We start from the raw sequence: 16,317 nt of genomic DNA, 5'->3' as shown, positions 1-16,317 counted from the left end.
CATGTGAGAGGGTAGGGCCTGTGATGCGGATCATGGGGCGCCGCCGTGCGCTGGGCGCCGTTCTCGCCGGAGCTTTCCTCCTCGCCGGATGCGGTACCGGCCCCAGTCAGGTGGGCATGGCCGCGGTCGTCGACGGTCAGGTCACCACCATCGACCAGGTTCAGGCGCTGCTCGACCGCGCCGTGCAGGAGCAGCCGTACGCGCGGCAGCTCGCGTCGCGGCACCAGCTCGACCTCGTCGGGCGCGAGATCGTCCGGCAGACGCTGCTGCACGACGTCGTCGTGAAGGCCGCGCAGAAGGAAGGCATCTCGGTCGACGAGGCCACTGTCAGCGAGGCCATGCAGCAAGATCCGCTCGCGTCGCCGGTGCCCGAGGCCGTCACGCAGGACCAGTCCGCGGCCGTCACTCAGCTCGTCTGGCGGCTGCGCGATCACCGCGAGGCGATTACTGATCAGTACCTGCAGCAGCGGATCGCGCTCAAGTACCTGCCGACGCTCTCGGTGAACTTCGACTACACCAGCATCGGCGCGCCGACCTCGGAGAGCCAGGCCCCGTCGATCGACCCGAAGACCGCGCGCAGCCAGGCCATCGCCAAGGCCGAGGAATACGCGAGCAACCCGGGCAAGATCCGGGCCGACCTCCAGAGCGGCGCGCAGGGCAACGTGGGCCAGCAGGCTCCCGCGCTGTCGTCGCCGCAAGACGCCGCGACCGTGCTGTTCGGCGTGCCCGCGAACACCGCCATCGCGTACCAGCCGAACCCGGTGAGCGCGCCGACCTGGTGGGTCGCCGCTGTGGTGCGGAAGCGGTCGACGGACGCGAAGGTCGCCACCGACCAGGTCCAGCAGCCGACCGCGGCCGAGCTGGGCGCGATCGGCGTGCGGATGCTGCAGCCGTATGTTGGAAACGTGGACTTCAAAATCAACCCGCGCTACGGCGTGTGGGACGCAGTAGGCATGAACCTCGCCCCCAGCGCAGCCGAGGTGACGGGTGTGGCCGTGCCGGTGCGCGGCGGTGCCCCGGCGCAGCAGTGACCGGCACGGTAGTCCTGGTCCGCGGCGCGACCCTGCCCGCGGCCGCGCTGCCTCTGCTCCGCACCAGCGCCGTATACGCCGCGACCGACGTCGACCCCGCGCAGTTCGGCGTACCGCCGGTCGGCCAGCCGTCCGCGGACATCGTGCTGCTCGCCGCTTCCCGCACCGAACCGACCGCGGCCGCAATGCTCGCCGCCGGCGCGCAGCTGATCGAAACCCCCGTGCCGCCGCTCGTCGAAGCGGTCGAGGTCATGGACCGCCTGCGCTCGCCCGGCGGCTGTCCGTGGGACGCCCGGCAGACGCACGAATCCCTGCGGCAGTACCTGGTCGAGGAAACGTACGAACTGCTGGAAGCCATCGAGGACAACGATCGAGCGGCCCTGCGCGAGGAGTTGGGCGACGTTCTCCTCCAGGTCCTGTTCCACGCCCGCGTAGCCGCCGAACACGGCCGCGCCCCCTTCACCATCGACGACGTAGCCCGCGACCTGGTGGACAAACTGGTAGGCCGCCACCCCAACGTCTTCGCCGACGCGGCCCGCATCGCCTCCGCCGAGCACCAAGAGCTGAAGTGGGAAGAGCTGAAGCAGGCCGAGAAACAACGCAAGTCCATTGTGGACGGAGTCGCACTCGGCCAGCCCGCGGTCGCCCTGGCCGGAAAACTCGGCCAACGCAGCGGCCGGGCCGGAATCCCGCTGGACCTGTTCCCGCAGGACTCCTCAGCCCCCGCCCAGCTCTTCCGAACGGCAGCCACCGCCCGCCGAGGCGGCCTGGACCCCGAGGGCGAGCTGCGGGCAGTGGCGAAACAGTTCGCCCGCGACATCCGCGCGGCGGAGACGGCGGCTCGGAAGGCCGGGGTGGAACCGACGACGCTGGAGGCCGAGGGCTGGCGGAAGTTCTGGCCTTCGGCTTGATGCGTTCGCTGCGTGGGTTGGGTTTCCGCGGCGTGGGCGGGTAACGGCTGGCGGGCGGTTCGCTGGATCCGCGAAGGAAATCGGCTGGAATGCCCCAATGCACCGGACCGCTGCGCAGCATCAGCGCGAGTCGGGCGGCGCGGTGCAGGGTGAAAACAGCCTTCGTCACCGGGGACCTTTCGCCTGGGATGTAGTGGGCGGCTCGCCAGGGAACTGGTGCGCGGCGCGGGTTTCGCGGTCCGCTGCTCTTTCGAGGCGACGGGGTTCTGGTCGGCACCGGTTCTAACCGGTGCCGACACCCACCAGAACCCAGGCCGGGCGCTAGGTGCCTGCTTCCCCGCGCTGTTGCACGCCGCGCTCTCGTGGCTACGCCGCTTGCCGCGTTGGGACGCACCGCCCATCGCTGGCCAGGCCTCCGTCCGCCGATGCACTGTTCGGCGTTGCCCATCCCTTCCGGCGTCCCAGCCTTCCGTCACGGTTGCCCCTCACTCGAGCGAGGACCGCGCCCTTCCGCCCACGCTCTTCCGCAGGATCGCACCGGTGGGCCGTCCTGCTCCGCCCTGCGCGAGTTGTTCGCGTTCCGTTGCTATGCCTGCGTTCTCGTGTCTGCGCCGCTTCCGCACTGCCACTCGCTGGCCACGCCTCCATCCATCGACGCTCGCCCATCGCACTCAGCCACCCCAGCCTCTCCGCCACGATCGCCCTCACTCGAACGACGGAGACCCCGCCCTTCCGCCCATGCCCCCGCCCTCCCGCGGGCACGATTGCGTCGGTCAGCGGCCCAGTCAGCAAATGTGACCCAGATCACTGAGTTTAGAGAACCGGAAGCGCGGAGGTGGCGTCTTGCCGGGTGTGAAGCACAAGCCACCCAGGGTGCCGGACGAGGAACGCCTCCTCCGGCGCACCGCCCGCGGCGACCGTGCGGCGTTCGAAGAGCTTTATCGCCGCACGTCGCCGTGGCTCGCGATACGCCTGCGGCACCGCTGCTCCGATGACCAGATCATCGCGGAGGTGATGCAGGAGACCTACCTCGCCGTGTGGCGCGCCGCGGGTTCGTTCGCGGGCGTCGTCGCCGGCGGGTCCGCCGTGGGGTGGGTGTGGACGATCGCGGTGCGGCGGCTCATCGACGCGTTCCGCCGGCGTGCGCATCACGCGCACCCGCCGCCGGGAGTGCACGAGTCGCTGTCCTCGCCCGCCGCCGAGGAGGAGGCGCTGGCGGGCACGGTCGGCGATTCGGTGGGCGATGCTCTGCGCAGCCTCGCCCCGGAGCTGCGCGAGGTCCTGCAAGCCATGGCGCTCGACGGATTGTCGGTCCGGGAGACCGCGATCCTGCTCGGTTTGCCGGAGGGCACGGTCAAAACCCGGGCCCGCCGCGCCCGGATCGCGATGCGGCAGGCGTTGTCGTGAAACCAGGACTGTCGGAAGGAGGCCGAGCCATGAACCACGTATCCGACCTGATGCTCGCCGGTTACGTCGCCGGTCGCGAATTGCCGGGGGACGAGACATGGGCGATCGAAGGGCACCTGGAGCAGTGCGCGCAATGCCGGGCGCGGCTGGCCGGGGCGTCCACCGCCGAGGTGGCCGGTCTGGTCGACACCGTGTGGGCCGGGCTCGAGCCGAGCCTCGCCGAAGCACCGCAGCCGACGCCGCGCCGGGCCGCGGCGTGGCTGCATTGCTGGGCGACGCCGGTGATGGTGCCCTGGCTGCTGATGGTCCTCGTGGTCGGCGGGCTGTCGGTCTACCTCGACCGGTCGCTGCGCGAGGGGCTCTCGTTCGTGCAGCTGCTTTCGCCGGTGCTGCCGGTCTTCGGGGTGGCGGCGGCGTGGTCACGCGGGCTGGATCCGTCGTACGAACTCACCGCGGCCACCCCGCGCGCCGGGCTGGAACTGGTCCTGCGCCGGACCACGGCGGTCGTGGTGCCGGTGCTGGCCGTGCTGCTCGCCGCGGGCTGGCTGGTCGGCGCGCGGATGGGCTTCGGGTTGCTGCCGAGTCTCGCGTTCACCACGGGGACCCTCGCGCTCGGCACGTTCATCGGGGTCGCCTGGGCGGCGTCGATCCTGGTCGGCCTGTGGGTCGGAGCGCTGGTAGTGCCGAGCGTCGCGTTCGGGGGTTCGGTCCTGCTGGAGGACGTCGCCTGGCCGGGCTGGCTGGCGGCCGCCGTCGTCGGGTCCGTGTTCGTAGTGCTTCGCCGGAACACCTTCACGCAGCTTGCTGCGCAGCACTGACGGAAAGAGAGGGGACACTGATGCGAGCTGTGGAAGCCGCCGAGGTCGCTCCGGCGACCTACGCCTGGGAAATCCAGGCCCAGGCGCTCAAAGTGCGGGTCGGCCGCAAGAAAATGGCGGTCGACGGACTCGACCTCGCGCTCGGCACGGGCGTGCACGGGCTGCTCGGGCCGAACGGTGCGGGCAAGACCACCTTGATCCGCACCCTGGCCACGGTGCTGCGCCCGACCGAAGGCACACTCACGCTGCTCGGAGAGCCGATCGGGGGGCGCTTCGAGCAGCGCGGCCTGCGCCGCCGGATCGGGTATCTGCCGCAAACCTTCGGGTACTACAAGCGGTTCACCGTCCGCGAGTTCGTCGAATATCTGGCGTGGCTCAAGGAGATGCCCAAACGCGAGGTGCCGGGCGCGGTGCAGCGCGCGATCGAGCGGGTCGGTCTCGCCGACCGCGCCGGGGACAAACTGAAGACCCTGTCCGGCGGCATGATTCGCCGGGTCGGCATCGCGCAGGCGATCGTGAACGACCCGGTGCTCCTCCTGCTCGACGAACCCACCGCCGGGCTCGATCCGGCGCAGCGGTTGCGTTTCCGGGAGCTGCTGCAGGAAATCGGCCGGGACGCGTGCGTCGTCGTGTCCACCCATCTGGTCGAAGACGTCGCCGCGGCGTGCTCGGACGTCGTCCTGTTCGCCGACGGGAAGCTGGTTTTCCAAGGCACGCCTGCCGATCTGGCCGCGGCCGGCAGCGAGGCGGACGTCGGCGACAGCCCGATCGAGCGAGGCTATTCGGCGTTGCTCGGGCACGCGCAGGGGAAGGGGGCCTGGTGATGAGCGCGTTCCGGATCGAACTCCGGCGCACCATCGCTCCCTGGGTGCCGGTCGCGATGCTGACCGTGAGCCTTGGCTTGCTCGTGTTCTCGAAGGGACCGTGGAACTACGATTCCGCGGCCTGGAACGCGACCTGGCTGACCGCGGTGCGGTGGCCGCGCTACCTGCTGGTGCTGATGTGGCCGATCATCGTCGGGGCAGCGGCGATCCAGGGCATGCGGGACGCCCGGGCTGGGGTCGGCGAACTGTTCGGCTCCACGCCTCGGCCTGCCGGGCAGCGGGCCGCCACACTCGGTCTCGCCCTCGGGCTCACCGCGGCGGCGGGTTACCTGGCGCTCGTCGCGGTCGGGGTCGGGCAGGTCATCGCGAAGGGCGGACTGTTCACCACGGCCTGGGTGATGCAACTGGTGCTCGGCGTGCTGTCCGTGGTCGCCGGGGCAGTGCTGGGGCTCGGCCTCGGACGGCTCCTGCCGCATCCGATCACCGCTCCGGTGCTCGCCGTGCTCGCGCTGGCCGGCGGGTTGTTCGCGCAGGTGTCGGGCATGAACGGAGCTGGGCCCAACGCGATGGTCCTGCTGGGGATCGGGCAAGTGCTGCCGCACGGTCCATTCGACCTGCCGAGCCCCGCGGTGGAGCTCGGGCAACTGAGCTGGCTGCTTGGGCTCACTGCCGCGGGAATCCTGTTGCTGCTGGCCAGTTCGGCGCGCACCAAGGCGCTGGCGCTGCTCCCGGTGGCGGCCGGCCTGGCGGTGGCTTTGCCGCTCTTCCCCGCGTGGTCGACGGATAATTACGTCCCGGACAAGACGGCCTCCGCGCTGGTCTGCGACGGTCCAGTGTGCGTCACCCGTTTGCACGAGGACTGGTTGTCCACTGTGGCCGGTCCAGGCAAGGAGGCCTTGCGGCGACTGGGGAAACTGCCGCACCCGCCGAGCCGGATCGAGGAGTCGACAGAGCCGTTCCGGACCAACAAGGTCGGCCCGCGAGATCCGTCCCGGGTGCTGATCAACCGGGACGACTACGCGATGCAGAACAAAAGCGGGCCGAGCCTCACCACGGCGCTGCTGAGTGGAGCTGGGACGTCGCCCTGCCACGCCGCGTCCTATGGCGGCGAGCAGAACGGCCGGGAGGACGCTGCGCGCTGGGTGATGGCGCAGTGGCTGCTCGGCTCGTACACGCCGCCAGCTTCGCGCATTCAGCCTCCGCTGCAGCCGTGGACGGACTCAGCATGGGCGTCCCTGAAGGCAGTGCCAGAGGCGGAACAGATCGCCCGGATGGCCGCGGCGCGGCAGGCGGAGCTGACCTGCACCGGCGACCCGTTGAAGATTCTCACCGAGGGTGCGCGCTAATGCGGTGGACAGTGCTGTACGCGCGTTCGCGCCACCTCGCGATGTCGCTGGCCGCGACGTTGCTCTGTGCCGCCGTTCTCCCGCCGCTGCTGGGCGAGAACTGGTCGAACTTCTTCGCGACCGTCAGCCTCGGTGCCGCGGTCGCGGTGGCAGGCGTGGGCCTGAGCGGACAGGACATCGATCTGGACCGCACGGCCTCCTTCCGCTGGCCGCCCCGACGACTAGCGCACTTGCTGCTGATCGGTGTGGTCGCCGGTGGAGTAATGCTTGCGGCACAAGGCTTCGTCGATCTCCCGATGGACCCTGGCTGGATCCTGCGCGACGCGGCTGGGTTCCTCGGCCTGACCGGGCTGGCGGCCACGCTGTTCGGCGGCCAGTTCGGCTGGACGCTGCCCCTCGGCTGGGCGATGACGGCGGTCTTCGTCCCGCGCACCACCGGGCAGATTCACGACCTCGTGGCCTGGCCGATGGCGACGGCGGACTCGACCGCCGCGGGGTGGGCGGCCGGGCTGCTGTTCCTGGCGGGAACAGCGGCGTACACAGTGGCCGGTGCGCGTCGATGAACGAGCGGATCGGCAAGCCGGGCGCAGTCCCGTCCCTCCCCCGGGCAGGGGCGGGACTGCGGACCGGCGCGCCTTCAGACGTCGCGGTTGTTCGGTTTCAGGTCCAGCGGGTCGTGGTCGGGGTCGTCGATGCCGACACTGATGATGCGTTGCGGGTGAACGCGGATGACGGTGCCGTCGAGGTGACCGTCCGGGGCGAACGCGTCCGGCACGGCTTCCGCCCGGCCGCGGATCTCCAGGCAACGGATGCGCATCGGGTTCGTCGAAGGCTGGTCGTCGACCACGAGGGCGACCTGGCCGTTGGCCTCCACGTTGCGGTACTTCCGGCTTCTCGTCAGGCGGTAGCCGGACACGTCGATCGTGCGCGTGTCCGGGTTCCAGGAGAACGCGACCGGGCTGACCTGCAGGGTGCCGTTCGGCTGCTGCGTGGCGATCCGGGCGAGCGGCTGGGCGGCCAGGTAGGCGAGTTCCGCGTCGGTGAACATGCGCCTACTGTGCAAGTTCAAGTTTGCTTGAAGTCAAGCGCACGCGGGGGCGCACGTGCTCGGCGAACCGCCGCATCTCCGCTTCGAAGGGCTGAAATTGCAGCATAAACGTCTCGATTCCCAGGTCAGCCCACTCGCGGATTCGCTGGGCGACGGTGTCGTAGCTGCCGACCAGGCCGGCCGCGGTGCCGCCGTTCGTGCCGATGTGCGGGTACTTCGCGAACGTCTGGAACATCACGGCCTTCGGGTCGGCGTCCGCGACCAGCGCCTCCCATCGTGCCTTGCCCGCCTCGGCCAATTCCCACAACGCCGCCAGCTCCGCTTCCGCCTCGGCGTCGGTTTCGCGGGCGACCACGAAGGCGGACAGTCCAAAGCGGACCGGTGTGCCGACCCGCGGACGGGCCGCGACGTCCTCGATCAGCCGGGCGACGTTCTCCTTCGGCTGCCCGTTGATGAACCACACGTCGGCCTTGTCCGCGACCAGCGCTCGCGCCGGGTCCGATTCGCCGCCGACGTACACGGTCGGTGCCGAACCGGCGGGCCGCAACTGGTACCCGTCGACCTGGAAATGCTTGCCCTCGAACGAAACCCGCTCGCCGGCCAGCAGACCGCGCACGACGCTGATCCATTCGCGGCCGTACTCGTACCGTTCGTCGTGCTCGGCGAACGGGATGCCCGCCCGCGCCAGCTCCGGCTTGTACCAGGCGTTGACCAGGTTCAGCCCGAACCGGCCGCCGCTGATCTCCTGGATCTGCAGCGCCTGCTTCGCCAGCACCACCGGATGCACGAGGTACGGCTTGATCGCCGCGATGATCTCGATCCGCTCGGTGAGCGCGGCGAGCGCCGCCGCGGACGTCCACGTCTCCAGCTGGTCCAGTTCGTCGCCGAACGGATTCACCACGTGCTGGGCGATGAGCGTCGAATCGAAGCCGAGCCGGTCCGCCTCGACGATCAGCCGCCGGTTGCGCTCCCAGCTGGCGTCCACCGGGTCGTCCGGATGATCGAACGGGCCCCACGACCCGTAGACGACCGCCCATACCCCGAACCGCGGCTGTGCCACTGCGACCACGACCGAACTCCTCACCTCGCGCGGACGAACGCGGTCACCGTCGCTTGCCCGGAGGGCACCGGCAACCGGTCCCACGCAGTGGCGAGGCGGGGAGGTTTGTACTGGTCAGGCGAAGAGCCCGTCGCCCCAGTTGCTGGTCGGAGTAAGGCCCGGCGGAATCGCGAAGTGCGCGGAACCGGTGTGCTGCAGGTACTCCATCATCGCGTCCTTCGACGACAGCACCTGCTGCATCGGGACATACTGCTTACGGGTGTCGCGGTTGAACGCCAGGAAGAACAGCCCGGCCTCGAGGTGGCCGACGCCGTCGGAGCCGTCGACGAAGTTGTAGCCGCGGCGCAGGATCTGCACGCCGTTGCGCGTCTGGCGCGAGGCCAGCCGGACGTGCGCGTCCTCGGCGATCATCGGGGTCCCGCCCGCGCCGCCGACCTGCAGGTCGACCGGGTCGAACTCGCCGGCCTGGCCGAGCGGCGCGCCGCTTCCCTTGGTGCGCCCGACGATCTGTTCCTGTCCGGCGAGCGTTTCGCGGTCCCAGGTTTCGATGTGCATCCGGATCCGGCGGGCCACGAGGTACGTGCCGCCGGCCATCCACGCCTGCCCGTCACCGGCCTGCGCCCACACCTGGTCGCGGAGCACGTCGGTGTCCTCTGCCTTGATGTTGTTGGTGCCGTCCTTGAACCCGAACAGGTTGCGCGGCGTCTGCTGCGCGCGCGACGTCGACGAGCTGCGCCCGAATCCGAGCTGAGACCAGCGCACCTCGGTGACGCCGAAGCCCAGCCGCACCAGGTTGCGCACCGCGTGCACCGCCACCTGCGGATCGTTCGCGCAGGCCTGGATGCACAGGTCGCCGCCGCTGCGGGCCGGGTCGAGTTTGTCCTTCGGGAACGCGGGCAGGTCGATCAGCTGCGGCGGGCGTTTCGCGGCGAGGCCGAACCGGTCGTCGAAAAGCGAGGGGCCGAAGCCGATCGTCAGGGTCAGGTCGGAGGGGGGCAGGTCGAGCGCCTCGCCGGTGTCGTCCGGCGGGGCCTGCGCGGAGCCGCCGAGCGCGCCGTTCGGGCCGACGTCCTGGCCCGCGGTCATCCGGCGCGCCGCGGCCGTCCAGGTGCGCAGCAGTTCGCGGAGCTTCTTGACGTCCTTCGTGGTGACGTCGAGCGCGGCGAAATGCAGGTTCTGCTGCGTCGGCGTGACGATCCCGGCCTGGTGCTCACCATGGAAGTCCACAGTGGACACCGCGGCCGAGGCGGGCGTGCTGCCGCCGAGCCGGTCGATGCCGACCCCGGCCGCCGCGCCCGCGCCGGCCAGCGCGACACCCGCGCCGGCCAGCCCGAACAGCTTCCGGCGGGAAACCTGCGTCCCCTCCTCGGTCACTTGGCGACGACCTCCGCGACCTTGCTGAGCGGCTCGCTCAGCGCGTCGACCGCCGAGGCGAAGGCCTTGACCTGGTCCTGGGAGAGTTCGTTGTAGTACTTGAAACCGTCCCCGGAGCGGGTCTTGTCGAGCAGCCCCTGCACGTTCGCGAACTCCTTGTCCAAAGTGGACACCAGGGCCGCGTCGCGTTCCTGGAGGATCGGCCGCAGCGCGGCGATCGCGCCCTTGGAACCGTCGAGGTTGGCCTGGAAGTCCCACAGGTCGGTGTGCGAGAAGGTCTCCTCCTCGCCGGTGATCTTCTTCGTCGCGACCTCGTCGAGCAGGCCCTTCGCGCCGTTGGCCAGGTCGAGCACGCTCAGCTGCAGCGTCTTGGTCTTGGCGACCAGAGCCTTCACGTCAGTGAGCAGCTTGTCCGCGATCTGCGGGCTGTCCGGCTTCAGGCCGGTGGTCCACAGGTCCTTCTCCAGCCGGTGGAACCCGGTGAACTGCTGGCCCGGCTCGACGTCGGCCTCGCGGGCGTCGATCGACGGGTCGAGGTCGCCGAACTTCTCCGCGACCGGCTCGATCCGCTCGTAGAACACGCGAGTGCGCGCGTACTCGGCCTTGGCCTCGTCGACCTTGCCCGCCTTGACCGCGGCGACGAACTTCTCGGTTTCGGTCTCCAGCGCCGAGCTGTTGTTCTCGACGTAGGTCGCGTAGCTCTTGGTGGCCGCGGTCTTCTGCGCGCTCGCGTTGCTCTGGCCCTGCGCACCGCCGGTCACGGTGAAGTCGCCGCGGATGCCGTTGCCTGACATGCCCGGCTTGCACGCGGTCTGGTACTTGCCCGCCTCCGGGACCTCGACGATCAGCCGCCGGTTGAGCCCTGGCGCGATGTTCTCGACCTCGCCCATGATCCGGTCGCCCTCGGCGTACAGGTAGAACTCGGTGACCTTGGTGCCCTTGTTGGCGATCTCGAAGGTCAGGTTGCCCGCGGCCGCGGTCGTCGCCGACACCGAGCAGGACGTGTCGGACGCCTCGACCTTGATCGGCCCGCCCGACGCCGCGCCGGAAGGACCGGACGCGGAGTTCGTGCTGTCGCAGGCGGTCAGCGCGACGAGCGCGCCGAGGCCGGTGAGCACAGCCGTCGAGGTTTTGCGGAACTGGGGCACTGTCACTCCTTGGCGGCGGCCGGGGCGGCCGGAGCCGCCTCGGTCTTGTTCTTGCGGGCGGGCTTGAGGAACAGCGGCAGCACGATCGCCACGTAGACGACCCACGCGATCGCTTGCAGCACAGTGGTTTGCTGCGAATAGTTGAAGATCCCCTTGAGCAGCGCGCCGTACCAGGAGGTTTCCGGCAGCGTGCTCGACGCGTCGAAGGCGAGCGTGGTCAGTCCGGGGATGAACCCGGCTTCCTGCAGGTCGTGCAGGCCGTAGCCGAGGACGCCGGCGGCGACGAACACCAGCAGCACGCCGGTGATCGTGAAGAACTTCGACAGGTTGAACCGCACCGCGCCGCGGTAGAGCAGGTACGCGAGCACGATCGCGGCGGCGATCCCGATCACGAACCCGATCAGCGGCTGCAGGGTGTCGGACTGCGCGGTCTGCACGGCCGAGTAGAAGAAGACGGCGGTTTCGAGCCCTTCGCGACCCACCGCGAGGAACGACAGCAGCAGCACCGCCGCCGGGCCGACCTTGAGCGCGTCCTCCATTTTCCCGCGCAGTTCGGCCGCGATGTGCCGGGAAGCCTTGCGCATCCAGAAGATCATCGCGGTGACGAAGACGACCGCGACGATGGAAAGACTGCCGCCGAGCAGTTCCTGATGCTCGAAACTCAGCTGCGCGGTGCTGTAGGTGAGGATCGCGCCGACGCCGACCGACAGCAGCACGGCCGCGCCGACCCCGGGCCACACGAACCGCAGCGCGTGCCGTCGCTCGGTCTTCACCAAGAAGGCGACCAGGATGCTCACCACAAGCGCGGCTTCGAGGCCTTCGCGCAGCCCGATGAGCGCGCTCGAAAACACCACTGTTCAGCCCTCCTTCGACTTACCTGACCTGATGTTTTTAGGTAAGGCTTGCCTGTAAGTCCAGAGGCAAGTTCGCTCAGCGGGCCCGGCAAAACGGGCAAACTGACGTTCTCGCCTGGGTTAGGTTAGGGTAACCGCAGGTCAGAGCGTCGCCGGGGGAGCGCGTAACGAATTGTGTGACCTGGGCGGCTCTGGCGCGAAGTTAACCGTCCGCTTGCCATTCGCCCAGTCCAGCGTCCCCCTTGCGGGTTCATCAGTAACCTGTCCGAGTGGCCGATACCACTCAGCCGACTATTACGCCGTCTCCGGCGAGTCCGCCGCGCCGCTATCCGAGCCGCATCGCGTTCGCGCTGGGCCTGGTGCTGACCGGGGTCGTGCTGGTGGTGACCATCGGAATCCGGAACCCGAACCCGCCCGCCCCTCCCGCCGCGGCCGCCCCGCCGCCGGTTTCGGCCAAAGCGGAGCCGCGCCCGCAACCCGGCTCGGAAGCCCCGCGGGTCGGTCTGGCCGCTCCGCCGGACCGTCCGCTCGTGTCCGACCAAGCGGAACTGGACGCGTGGGCGACGCGGGTCGCCGGAAAGACGCGGCTGGACGCACGAGTGCTCGCCGCGTACGGGCGTGCGGAAATGTGGATGCAACGGCAGAAACCGTCGTGCCACCTGTCGTGGGCGACCCTCGCCGCGATCGGAAATCTCGCGTTCGGAACGGAAAAACCCGGTCCGGACGGCACCATGACGGTGAACCCCGGCCCGGCGGAAGGCCCGGACACCGACGCCGGAAAACTCGACGGCGACCGCACGGCCGATCACCGCGTCGGCCCGCTGCGGATCATGCCGGACGCCTGGCACAAACACGCCCAGCGCGCCAACGGCGACGGCAAGGCCGCGGACCCGCGCAACCTCGACGACGCGGCGTTCACCGCCGCCCGCTACCTCTGCGCCAGCGACGACGACCTGGGTGTCCCGGCGGGTTGGTGGAAGGCAATGCTGCTCTACAACCCGGCGGTGAACTACGTGCAGGACGTCTTCACGGCCGCAGACTCCTACGCGGCGGAGAGCGTGGCGCCCTGAGCGGGTTGGTTGCGGCTCAACGGGATTGCCTCCTCCGGCAGGGCGGGAACGCTTCGTCCAGCGGGACGGCTCGCGTCCGGTTCGGCCGCGGTGGTCGTGGCTGCTCGTCGTTGACGCCAGCCTGCGGAACTTCAACGGTGCCTGGCTGATCAGCCCGAGGTTGCCTGGCGGGAACGCTTGACCCGGCTTGGCTGAGTAGTTCGGCGGTCGCCTGGCTGGGGAGCCGAGGTCGGCCCGGCCGGAAGCCCCGGGGACGTCCGACCGGGCTTGGCTCGAGAGTCCGCCGGTGCCCCGCCTGGAGTTCCGAGGTCGGTGCGGCCGGAAAGCCTGACCGCAGCCTGGCTGGAGTGTCCGCCCGTGGCGTGGCTGGAAGGTCGGTGCGGCGACCCCTGCTGATCCGCTCAGTGGCCGTCCGGACCCTGCCCATCTTCGGCCGGTCAGCTCGGCACCGGTCCTACGCCGCGGCGTACGACCCAACAGCCCAGCCGCGGCGAGCGGCCGAAACCCCGGCCCGCTCGGTCGGGGCAGCAGTCAGTGGGTCGGCAGCGCGGCGCTCGCGCGCACCGTCTTCCGCGGCAGTGCCTCGGCGCGCACCAGTTGCTTGCGCGGCTGCACCGGGTAGCGTTCGTTCAGTTCGACGAGTACCGGCGCCAGCGCCATCAGCACCAGCACGAGCAGCCCGGCGGTCGCTCCGATCACGGTCAGCGCGGTCATGTCGGCCTCCTCTAATCGCTCTCTGTGATGACACCAAGGATCGCGCTTCGCCCGGTCTGCCCGGATCGGCCGAGTGGCCGAGCCGGAGCGCCGGATGGCCAGGCTTCCCCGCTGCCCCGTTCACCTGAGAAGACGCGCCGGGACGATGCTGGATCCGGCGGTTGCCCGCGAGTGCCTTCGCGGATGCACGTTCGGGGCAGGCAGGCTCAGCGATCGCTGAGCGTGATCCTCGCCCTGACCTCGCTGATCGCCTCGAGGTACTCCGGCACCGGGTTCATCGCCGACGCCATCCGCAGTTGTGCCAGCGCCTCGGCCAAACGGCCGAGGCGCTGGAGGGTGCGGCCGAGCACGAACCGGGCGTAGTGGTCGGTGGGGTCGAGCTCCAGCACGCGGGTGAACGCGCGTTCGGCGCGGCGCAGCTGGGCGGAGTGGAAGTACGCGCGCCCGGCGAGCAGGTGCACGCTCGGCTTGTCCGGCTCGTCGGCGAGCAGGGGTTCGAGCTCCTTGAGCGCGTCGAGCGGGCGGCGCCGGGCGACCAGATGCTCGGCGTTGCGGAACCTGCGGAAGCGCGATTCGCCGTCGGGTTCGGGGGCTGCTGCGGCGTCCGTCATGGTCGCTTCACGATACCGGCGCGGAGGGCGTTGCACGACCGTCAGACGAGTCGTGATGGACTGTTCCGCCATGAGCAGCGATCAGGAACCCGATTACCTGGGACTGGCGCCGTACCTCTACTACAGCGATGCGACCGCCGCGCTCGCGTGGCTGACCAGGGTGTTCGGCTTCACCGAGGAAGTCCGCTTCGAGGACGGGGCAGGCGAGGTTTTCCAGGCGACGCTCCGTGCGGGCGACGCGCGCCTGCAGCTGGCCGGGGTCGGTCCCGAATACTGGGAGGCCAAGGGGGTCGAAGGGCCGGTCGGGCAGTTGAACGTCGTGTACGTGACCGACGTCGACGCGCAGTACGAGCGCGTGTCCGCGGCGCTCGGCGAGGACGCCGCGCCGGAACCGCCGCAGGACCAGCCTTACGGCGCGCGGATTTTCACCGTCGCCGATCCCGGCGGCAACAGCTGGACGTTCTGGCAGCAGGTGACCGACCAGGTCGAGCTGCCGTCGGGGTGGCGCGAGGTCCGGCCGGAGGACCAGGACGCCGGCGAAGTGCCCGGCTGAACTGGGGAACACGCAGCGGAACGGCTCGGCACCGGCCTGGCCTCCAACGGGTGAACCCGCTGGGCGGTTACTCTGGGCGGCGTCACCGCAGGCACGACCCACCAAGGAGCAGAGCGTGGCTCTCATCGAGCAGGTAGGCGCGCGCGAGATTCTCGATTCGCGCGGGAACCCGACCGTCGAGGTGGAGGTGGCGCTCGACGACGGCACTCTGGCCCGTGCGGCGGTGCCGTCCGGGGCGTCGACCGGCGAGCACGAAGCGGTCGAGCTGCGCGACGGGGACACCGGCCGCTACAACGGCAAGGGCGTGGAGCGCGCGGTCGCCGCGGTGCTCGACGAGATCGGACCGGACCTCGTCGGCGTCGACGCGGTCGACCAGCGGATCGTCGACCAGAAGCTGGTGGACCTCGACGGCACGCCGGCGAAGTCGCGGCTGGGCGCGAACGCGATCCTCGGGGTTTCGCTGGCCGTCGCGAAGGCCGCCGCGGAATCGGCCGAGCTGGAGCTGTTCCGCTACCTGGGCGGCCCGAACGCGCACGTGCTGCCGGTGCCGATGCTGAACATCCTCAACGGCGGTGCGCACGCCGACACCGACGTCGACATCCAGGAATTCATGATCGCGCCGATCGGCGCGGAGTCGTTCCGCGAGGCGCTGCGCTGGGGCACCGAGGTGTACCACGCGCTGAAGTCCGTGCTGAAGGGCCGCGGCCTGGCCACCGGCCTCGGCGACGAGGGCGGTTTCGCGCCGAGCCTCGCCAACAACCGCGAGGCGCTCGACCTGATCCTCGCCGCGATCGAGAAGGCGGGCTACGTGCCGGGCCGGGACGTCGCGCTCGCGCTCGACGTCGCCGCGACCGAGTTCTTCTCCGACGGCGCCTACACCTTCGAGGGTTCGAAGCGCAGCGCGGAGCAGATGTCCGCGTACTACGGCGAACTGCTGCGCGACTACCCGCTGGTCTCCATCGAGGACCCGCTGAGCGAGGACGACTGGGACGGCTGGGTCCAGCTGACCTCCGAGATCGGCGACAAGGTCCAGCTCGTCGGCGACGACCTGTTCGTCACCAACCCGGACCGTCTCGAGGAGGGCATCACCCGCCGCGCGGCGAACGCGCTGCTGGTGAAGGTCAACCAGATCGGCACGCTGTCGGAGACGCTGGACGCGGTGTCGCTCGCCACGTCGTACGGCTACAAGTCGATGATGAGCCACCGGTCCGGCGAGACCGAGGACACCTTCATCGCCGACCTCGCGGTCGCCACCGGCGTCGGCCAGATCAAGACCGGGGCCCCGGCGCGCGGCGAGCGGATCGCGAAGTACAACCAGCTCCTGCGCATCGAGGAAACCCTCGCGGACGCCGCGCGCTACGCCGGCGACCTCGCCTTCCCGCGGTTCAGCGCGGAGGCCTGAGGGGCACATGGCCGACCGGGGGAGGGCGCGCAGCCGTCGCGGCGGCCGGGCAGCGGGAAGCGGGTCCAGCAGGGCCCGCCGTCCCGCCTCGGCCCGGCGCCGCACCGGCGCGGGCACGACGGAGACGACCAGGGCCCGGCTGCGCC

17 protein-coding genes are annotated in these 16,317 nt (G+C 70.2%); 10 read left to right on the top strand and 7 right to left on the bottom strand.

Translation table 11 applies throughout. From position 1 onward, the window contains the following. The first annotated feature begins 32 nt into the window (after positions 1-32). The 7 genes from CU254_RS33665 to CU254_RS33635 all read left to right on the top strand — a co-directional run bounded on the left by CU254_RS33665 (position 33) and on the right by CU254_RS33635 (position 6,900). Entirely contained in the window at positions 33-1,031 is a 999-nt protein-coding gene (locus CU254_RS33665) for a hypothetical protein (RefSeq protein ID WP_199786053.1), read from the top strand. Continuing rightward, entirely contained in the window at positions 1,028-1,942 is a 915-nt protein-coding gene (locus CU254_RS33660; RefSeq protein WP_037715665.1) for a MazG family protein, read from the top strand. The genes CU254_RS33665 and CU254_RS33660 overlap by 4 nt, the downstream gene beginning before the upstream one ends. A gap of 852 nt (positions 1,943-2,794) precedes the next feature. Continuing rightward, a complete protein-coding gene (locus tag CU254_RS33655; RefSeq protein WP_009083387.1) occupies positions 2,795-3,349 on the top strand; it encodes an RNA polymerase sigma factor in 555 nt (184 codons plus the stop codon). 29 nt (positions 3,350-3,378) lie between these two features. Next, on the top strand, positions 3,379-4,167 hold the full coding sequence (locus CU254_RS33650) for a zf-HC2 domain-containing protein (protein ID WP_009083385.1): 789 nt from the start codon (positions 3,379-3,381) through the stop codon (positions 4,165-4,167). A gap of 20 nt (positions 4,168-4,187) precedes the next feature. Further along, positions 4,188-4,991 (top strand): ABC transporter ATP-binding protein, encoded by an 804-nt coding sequence (locus tag CU254_RS33645; RefSeq protein ID WP_037715663.1) that lies wholly within the window; start codon positions 4,188-4,190, stop codon positions 4,989-4,991. Continuing rightward, entirely contained in the window at positions 4,991-6,337 is a 1,347-nt protein-coding gene (locus CU254_RS33640) for a hypothetical protein (RefSeq protein ID WP_009083381.1), read from the top strand. The genes CU254_RS33645 and CU254_RS33640 overlap by 1 nt, the downstream gene beginning before the upstream one ends. Beyond that, positions 6,337-6,900 carry a hypothetical protein gene (locus CU254_RS33635; protein ID WP_009083379.1) on the top strand — a complete coding sequence of 188 codons (564 nt, stop codon included), beginning with the start codon at positions 6,337-6,339 and terminating at the stop codon, positions 6,898-6,900. The genes CU254_RS33640 and CU254_RS33635 overlap by 1 nt, the downstream gene beginning before the upstream one ends. 74 nt (positions 6,901-6,974) lie before the next feature. Here the strand turns inward: CU254_RS33635 and CU254_RS33630 are convergent, their stop codons facing one another. The 5 genes from CU254_RS33630 to efeU all read right to left on the bottom strand — a co-directional run bounded on the left by CU254_RS33630 (position 6,975) and on the right by efeU (position 11,821). After that, positions 6,975-7,385: a PPOX class F420-dependent oxidoreductase gene (locus CU254_RS33630; RefSeq protein WP_009083377.1), complete on the bottom strand. Its 411-nt coding sequence runs from the start codon at positions 7,383-7,385 to the stop codon at positions 6,975-6,977. Positions 7,386-7,389: 4 nt separating this feature from the next. Further along, positions 7,390-8,454 (bottom strand): LLM class flavin-dependent oxidoreductase, encoded by a 1,065-nt coding sequence (locus CU254_RS33625; RefSeq protein ID WP_199786052.1) that lies wholly within the window; start codon positions 8,452-8,454, stop codon positions 7,390-7,392. A gap of 105 nt (positions 8,455-8,559) precedes the next feature. Then, on the bottom strand, positions 8,560-9,819 hold the full coding sequence (gene efeB / locus CU254_RS33620; RefSeq protein ID WP_009083374.1) for an iron uptake transporter deferrochelatase/peroxidase subunit: 1,260 nt from the start codon (positions 9,817-9,819) through the stop codon (positions 8,560-8,562). Next, positions 9,816-10,967 (bottom strand): iron uptake system protein EfeO, encoded by a 1,152-nt coding sequence (efeO, locus tag CU254_RS33615; RefSeq protein ID WP_009083372.1) that lies wholly within the window; start codon positions 10,965-10,967, stop codon positions 9,816-9,818. The genes efeB and efeO overlap by 4 nt, the downstream gene beginning before the upstream one ends. Positions 10,968-10,969: 2 nt before the next feature. Beyond that, positions 10,970-11,821, bottom strand: a complete 852-nt coding sequence (gene efeU / locus CU254_RS33610) for an iron uptake transporter permease EfeU (RefSeq protein ID WP_009083370.1) — start codon at positions 11,819-11,821, stop codon at positions 10,970-10,972. 269 nt (positions 11,822-12,090) lie between these two features. On the opposite strand from efeU, the gene CU254_RS33605 reads away from it, so the two are divergent. After that, positions 12,091-12,891, top strand: a complete 801-nt coding sequence (locus tag CU254_RS33605) for a hypothetical protein (protein ID WP_009083368.1) — start codon at positions 12,091-12,093, stop codon at positions 12,889-12,891. A gap of 531 nt (positions 12,892-13,422) precedes the next feature. Here the strand turns inward: CU254_RS33605 and CU254_RS33600 are convergent. Next, entirely contained in the window at positions 13,423-13,605 is a 183-nt protein-coding gene (locus tag CU254_RS33600) for a hypothetical protein (RefSeq protein ID WP_009083367.1), read from the bottom strand. 206 nt (positions 13,606-13,811) lie between these two features. Continuing rightward, positions 13,812-14,216: a tetratricopeptide repeat protein gene (locus CU254_RS33595; RefSeq protein ID WP_009083365.1), complete on the bottom strand. Its 405-nt coding sequence runs from the start codon at positions 14,214-14,216 to the stop codon at positions 13,812-13,814. A gap of 70 nt (positions 14,217-14,286) precedes the next feature. On the opposite strand from CU254_RS33595, the gene CU254_RS33590 reads away from it, so the two are divergent. Together CU254_RS33590 and eno are read left to right on the top strand one after the other, a co-directional pair. Next, positions 14,287-14,769, top strand: a complete 483-nt coding sequence (locus CU254_RS33590) for a glyoxalase/bleomycin resistance/extradiol dioxygenase family protein (RefSeq protein WP_037715661.1) — start codon at positions 14,287-14,289, stop codon at positions 14,767-14,769. Positions 14,770-14,884: 115 nt separating this feature from the next. Next, a complete protein-coding gene (gene eno / locus CU254_RS33585; RefSeq protein WP_009083362.1) occupies positions 14,885-16,171 on the top strand; it encodes a phosphopyruvate hydratase in 1,287 nt (428 codons plus the stop codon). Positions 16,172-16,317: the final 146 nt, after the last annotated feature.

This window comes from Amycolatopsis sp. AA4 (assembly GCF_002796545.1).
Classification (GTDB): Bacteria; Actinomycetota; Actinomycetes; order Mycobacteriales; family Pseudonocardiaceae; genus Amycolatopsis.
Note: the sequence above shows the minus strand (reverse complement) of the source record. Positions and strands in the feature narration are given on the sequence as shown.

What these genes read in the sequence shown, in the direction of transcription:
- CU254_RS33665 (WP_199786053.1), top strand. Translation starts at nt 33, where the DNA reads ATGGGGCGCCGCCGTGCGCTGGGCGCCGTTCTCGCCGGAGCTTTCCTC.
- CU254_RS33650 (WP_009083385.1), top strand. Translation starts at nt 3,379, where the DNA reads ATGAACCACGTATCCGACCTGATGCTCGCCGGTTACGTCGCCGGTCGC.
- CU254_RS33645 (WP_037715663.1), top strand. Translation starts at nt 4,188, where the DNA reads ATGCGAGCTGTGGAAGCCGCCGAGGTCGCTCCGGCGACCTACGCCTGG.
- CU254_RS33640 (WP_009083381.1), top strand. Translation starts at nt 4,991, where the DNA reads ATGAGCGCGTTCCGGATCGAACTCCGGCGCACCATCGCTCCCTGGGTG.
- CU254_RS33635 (WP_009083379.1), top strand. Translation starts at nt 6,337, where the DNA reads ATGCGGTGGACAGTGCTGTACGCGCGTTCGCGCCACCTCGCGATGTCG.
- CU254_RS33630 (WP_009083377.1), bottom strand. Translation starts at nt 7,385, where the DNA reads ATGTTCACCGACGCGGAACTCGCCTACCTGGCCGCCCAGCCGCTCGCC.
- CU254_RS33600 (WP_009083367.1), bottom strand. Translation starts at nt 13,605, where the DNA reads ATGACCGCGCTGACCGTGATCGGAGCGACCGCCGGGCTGCTCGTGCTG.
- CU254_RS33595 (WP_009083365.1), bottom strand. Translation starts at nt 14,216, where the DNA reads ATGACGGACGCCGCAGCAGCCCCCGAACCCGACGGCGAATCGCGCTTC.
- CU254_RS33590 (WP_037715661.1), top strand. Translation starts at nt 14,287, where the DNA reads ATGAGCAGCGATCAGGAACCCGATTACCTGGGACTGGCGCCGTACCTC.